Annotated in this window: 5 protein-coding genes and 1 pseudogene; 3 read left to right on the top strand and 3 right to left on the bottom strand. The window is 43.3% G+C overall.

Annotated elements, in window-relative coordinates; genetic code table 11:
• From PI95_RS34600 to PI95_RS34595, 3 genes and pseudogenes are all read left to right on the top strand, one after another.
• Window positions 1-3,230 (top strand): two-partner secretion domain-containing protein (locus PI95_RS34600; RefSeq protein ID WP_236117331.1); only part of this gene is annotated, 3,230 nt, incomplete at its 5' end.
• A gap of 201 nt (window positions 3,231-3,431) precedes the next feature.
• Window positions 3,432-3,698: pseudogene (locus PI95_RS37640) on the top strand (DUF6972 family protein).
• Complete coding sequence (locus tag PI95_RS34595; RefSeq protein WP_039738735.1) at window positions 3,646-3,915, top strand: hypothetical protein; 270 nt, start codon at window positions 3,646-3,648, stop codon at window positions 3,913-3,915. Before PI95_RS37640 ends, PI95_RS34595 begins: the two are co-directional and overlap by 53 nt.
• Before the next feature lie 136 nt (window positions 3,916-4,051).
• Here PI95_RS34595 and PI95_RS34590 read toward each other — a convergent pair whose 3' ends face one another.
• Genes PI95_RS34590 through PI95_RS34580 form a run of 3 tightly spaced genes read right to left on the bottom strand, consistent with a single transcriptional unit; the run spans window position 4,052 to window position 4,622 of the window.
• Window positions 4,052-4,261 carry a DUF6887 family protein gene (locus PI95_RS34590; RefSeq protein ID WP_163519470.1) on the bottom strand — a complete coding sequence of 70 codons (210 nt, stop codon included), beginning with the start codon at window positions 4,259-4,261 and terminating at the stop codon, window positions 4,052-4,054.
• The gene (locus tag PI95_RS34585) at window positions 4,248-4,439 is read right to left on the bottom strand and encodes a DUF6888 family protein (protein WP_163519469.1); all 192 of its coding nucleotides are present in this window, start codon (window positions 4,437-4,439) and stop codon (window positions 4,248-4,250) included. The genes PI95_RS34590 and PI95_RS34585 overlap by 14 nt, the downstream gene beginning before the upstream one ends.
• A 6-nt stretch (window positions 4,440-4,445) precedes the next feature.
• Window positions 4,446-4,622 carry a DUF4058 family protein gene (locus PI95_RS34580; RefSeq protein ID WP_336507662.1) on the bottom strand — a complete coding sequence of 59 codons (177 nt, stop codon included), beginning with the start codon at window positions 4,620-4,622 and terminating at the stop codon, window positions 4,446-4,448.
• Between the last annotated feature and the right edge of the window lie 87 nt (window positions 4,623-4,709).

The following is a 4,709-nucleotide window of genomic DNA, read 5'->3' as shown; positions in this document are numbered from 1 at the left end:
TCGTGGGGGATCGAGGATCTACAAAACAAGGCTGTCCACATAAGGCGATGGGTTGTTGCAGGGCTATTCTATGCAGCTTCATATTAAATTGGTATAATGTCATCCGCAACATTAATGGATTACCTATAGAAGTGATTAACAGAGGAGCAATTCGGGGGCAAAATCTATTTCACAGCTTTCTAGAATTCAACGTTAGTCAAGGTAGAGGAGCTTATTTTTTCAGTCCTGCTGGTATTGAGAATATTTTGGCACGGGTGACGGGTAGCAACCGCTCTCAAATTTTGGGAACACTCGGCACATTAGGCGGTTCAGCGCCTAACTTATTTCTGATAAATCCCAATGGCATTATCTTTGGACCCAATGCCAGTTTAGATGTTGGTGGTTCGTTTGTAGGGACGACAGCCAATGCAGTCAGACTGGGTGATACAGGATTATTTAGCGCCACAGAACCAGCATCTAGTAATTTACTTTCAATCAACCCATCGGCACTGTTTTCTAATGCCATTGCTAATCAAGCACAAATAATAAACCGCTCAACAGCAACCACTACAGTGCTGAGAGGTACTGTGAATGGTTCCCAAAATCGACCAATTAATGGGCTAAATGTTCTTGATGGTAAAAGTCTGTTATTGGTGGGTAACAATGTCAGCTTAGAAGGTGGGATTTTGCAGGCACCTGGTGGTCGAGTAGAGTTAGGAGGATTGGCAGAATCGGGAACGGTGGGACTTCAAGTTGATGGTAATAATCTGAGTTTGAGTTTTCCTGATGGGGTGGTGCGAAGTGATGTTTCGCTCACTGATGGCGCTGGTGTGGACGTTCAGGCTGCGGGTGGAGGTAGCATTACAATTAATGCCCGAAATTTAGACATTAAAGACGCAAATATTCTTGCTGGAATAGGCGCAGGTTTAGGAACTCCTGCAAGTCAGGCTGGAGATATTGTGCTAAATGCCACAGGAAATACAGCGATCGCCAACAGCTTCATTTTTAACAATCTAGAATCTGGGGCAGTAGGAAGGGGAGGTAATGTCATTGTAAATACTGGTTCTCTTGCTCTCACTAATGCCGCTCAAATAGGTACTATTACACGCGGAGTAGGCGATGCAGGCAGCGTCATTGTCAAAGCTAATGATGTTGTATCTATCTCAGATTTAAGTGCCATTTTCAGCGCTCCCTTCTTTGCTGAAAATGATTTATTTGCCACAGGTAATAGCGGTGGAATTGACATCCGTGCCAAATCCTTTTTCTTAACTGGTAGTTCTCAACTTGTTGCTAGCACCTTTTCACAAGGTAACGCAGGCAAGATTTCCATCCAAGTTGACGACTCAGTGGAAATCGCAAATTCCGATATTCTTAGCACCGTGGATGCTCCTACTTCCGCAGCGAGTGCTGTTGGCAACAGTGGTGGAATCGAAATTCGTGCCAATTCTCTGCTGTTGACCGATAATTCTCGGCTTGTTGCTAGCACCTTTTCAAAAGGAGACGCAGGCAAAATTTCCATCCAGGTTGCTGACTCTGTTTCCCTGTTCAACTCACAAATCTATAGCACCGTAGGGTCTCCATTTGTAAGTAGTGCTGTGGGCAACAGCAATGGCATTGACATTCGTGCTAGGTCTGTTTTGCTGGGCGAAAAATCTCAACTTGCTACCAGCACCTTTGGTCAGGGAAATGCTGGCAACATTAATCTGTCGGTTGATAATTCTATCTCTTTCGTGGGCAAAGAGAGTACTGTGCCTGTTTTCAACATTTTATTTATAAATCCTTTAGGAATTCAACTTCCTTTCCTCACCTTTGTTGCTGACTTTAGTAATGCTGCCAGTACTGGCATCTTTAGTACTGTACAAAATGGTGCAAATGGTAATGCAGGCAATATTACTATTCAAGCACGGTCTCTTAATTTAAATAACGGTGCCGAAGTGCAGTCGCTCACTTTTGGAAACGGTAAAGCAGCAAACATTGAGATTAATACTTCAGATGCGATTAACGTATCGGGAGTGGCTCCTGTAACCTCGCTTTTTTCATTCACAGGAGAAGATTTTCTCGCAGGAGGATTTTCCAGTGGATTCATCAGTTCTACCGAAGAGGGGGCAAATGGTCAAGGTGGCAACATTAAAGTCAGTACTGGTACTCTGCGGTTATCGGAGGGAGCAGTTTTAAGTGCCAGAACCCGGAGTAATTTCCAGGCAGGAGACATTAGTGTTAATGCTGGTAGGCTTGAAGTGACTAATGGTGGACAACTACTTGCCAGTACCTTTAGTAGCGGCAAAGCAGGGAACCTCACACTTAATATTACTGGCGATGTTGTTCTCTCTGGGAAAGATCCAACTTTTTTGACTCGGCTGCAACAGTTTGGTCCGCAAATAGTTGATAATGATGGATCAAACAGCGGCTTGTTTAGTAGATCGCAAACTACTGGAGATAACCCAGGAGATGCTGGACAAATCAATCTCTCAGCTCGCAGGCTTTTCGTTGATAATCAAGGAGCAATTAAAGCCGCAACAACATCCGGTAGGGGTGGAGAAATCAATCTTCAACTAAAGGATGTGTTATTACTACGCGGTGGTAGTGAGATTTCGACCACTGCGGGTACAAATCAAGCCGATGGCAATGGCGGCAATATCACCATTAACAGCCCCTTCATCGTTGCAGTTCCATCAGAGAATAGCGACATCGCCGCCAACGCTTTTACAGGCAACGGCGGTAGAGTGACAATCAACACTCAAGGTATCTTTGGCATTCAGTCGAGACTGCAACCTACTCCTTTAAGTGATATTACGGCTAGCTCTACAGGTGGCGGTATCAATGGGGTGGTCAATATCAACACCCCCGATGTTGATGTTAGTCGCGGAATAGTTAACCTACCCACAAATATAGTTGAAGCTTCTAACCGAATAATTGCCTCGAGCTGTGCTGCGTTTGATGGAAAAAATGGCAATACCTTCCTCGTCACCGGACGTGGCGGTTTACCTCCCAGCCCTGATGACTACCTCAGCCCTGATGTCGTATGGTCGGATACCCGGCTGACGGCTATAACAACACAGCAACGTAGCTCAAAAACTACTACAGCTACACCACCATCTAAACCTAAAACGGTGGAAATTATACCAGCAGTCGGCTGGGTTATCAACGACAAAGGCGAAGTTACCCTCATCGCTCAGATGCCCAGCGTCATATATAATCCTTGGCAGAACTCAGCTAAATGTCAAAGGGCAAATTCCACCTCTGAGAATTAAGGTAGTAAAGGTTTGGAGTCAACTGAAGGATGAAGTGTGAAGAAGAGAAAGAAGATAGGTAATCTTTCAGTGCGAGAGGAGTAATCATAGTATTTAGCTATTTTCAGTCAAAAAACTTAACTTTTAATCATGAGCGGAATTAATCGTCAACTTACCCTTGATGCGAGATGAATTGCCAAGCATATAGCAGGTACACCTCAAATGCAAAGACTTCTGAAAAGAGGACTTGCCGCTCATGTATTTAACGATGAATCTACAATGAATCAAGTTGCCCAAGCCATAATATAAAATGGGGAGTTCACCGGAATAATTCGAGGATATGAGCGTTATGGAATGTTTTTTGATGAACTAATAGGTTATAGAATCAGTGCAGATGGTAGCCGCATTCCACTTTATTATGGGGAGATAAAAATTAATGCAGACGACCAATACCACGTTATCCCCCGCACAAGCAAGAGTGAAGAATAACTGGGAATTTACCGAAGTATGGATAGAGCCAATGTTATCTCCTCCATACATTCTTTTATTACTATGTGAGAGTGAGGGAAACTGTCAGATTTACGACCCGACACAAAGTTATAAAGTTATATTTTCTAGTAATAGCTATGATGCAGCTAAATCATGGTTACTAGAAGATGAATATGAACCAATTGAAGGTAGGCTATTAGCTTCGGAATTAGTCTGAAATTGATTCATTTGTCATTTGCTATTGAATATTCCTTAGTTGCCACAGATACTACAAGTAGTGAAACAGTATAAGCTACTTTATACTGTCGAAGGCGCACATGACAACTAACGAATAATTTATTCTTAGTATTCCCTTAGACCGCTTCTGGACTGCTACCTAGTTTTTTCTTGAGTATCTGTTCCATTTCTCGGAAATCCTCATCAGTCTGAGGAAATGGATATTTCGGACTGTTCGGATTTCCCCGTTTGATTAAAGCTTCGATCGGATCATCCTCTTCTCGGTGAGCCAAAACATAGGCTCTCAATTCTTGACGGGTCATTCTGCTAAAGTCAGGTTTCGTCATCGTTAAACCTCCATTGACCATTAGAAAAAATCAGAATCTCTAAGCTTTCAGCCACACCAGCAAGGATAAACACTGTCTTGGTATTTTGGTTGTACCGAAATACATGGATAGCAAGATACCCATTCGATCGCATCTGACATACTCTAACGCAGGCAAGAGCCTGTTCTGTGGTGGGCATACACTTTCAATAATCTGCTAATCTTGCCTGCATCCACTCAATATCAGTTTTGCTAAATGCTGGTGGTGGGGGAAGCTTGTTGTAATCAATTGACAAATCATACCCCGCTTCTGAGTAAATTGCATTCAGGGCAGCTTGTAAGTCCAGAACTGCGTCGGGGTCTGGTAAAAGCAGGGGATTCACAAACAATAGACAAAAATGGACAGCCTTCATCCGAGGATATCGTGGGGTATCGCGGATCTATAAAACAAGGCTGTCCATTTTTGTCCA

It is taken from the genome of Hassallia byssoidea VB512170 (genome assembly GCF_000817785.2).
In the GTDB taxonomy this organism is placed as follows: Bacteria; Cyanobacteriota; Cyanobacteriia; order Cyanobacteriales; family Nostocaceae; genus Hassallia; species Hassallia carrinoi.
This window is presented reverse-complemented; position numbering and strand designations above follow the sequence as displayed.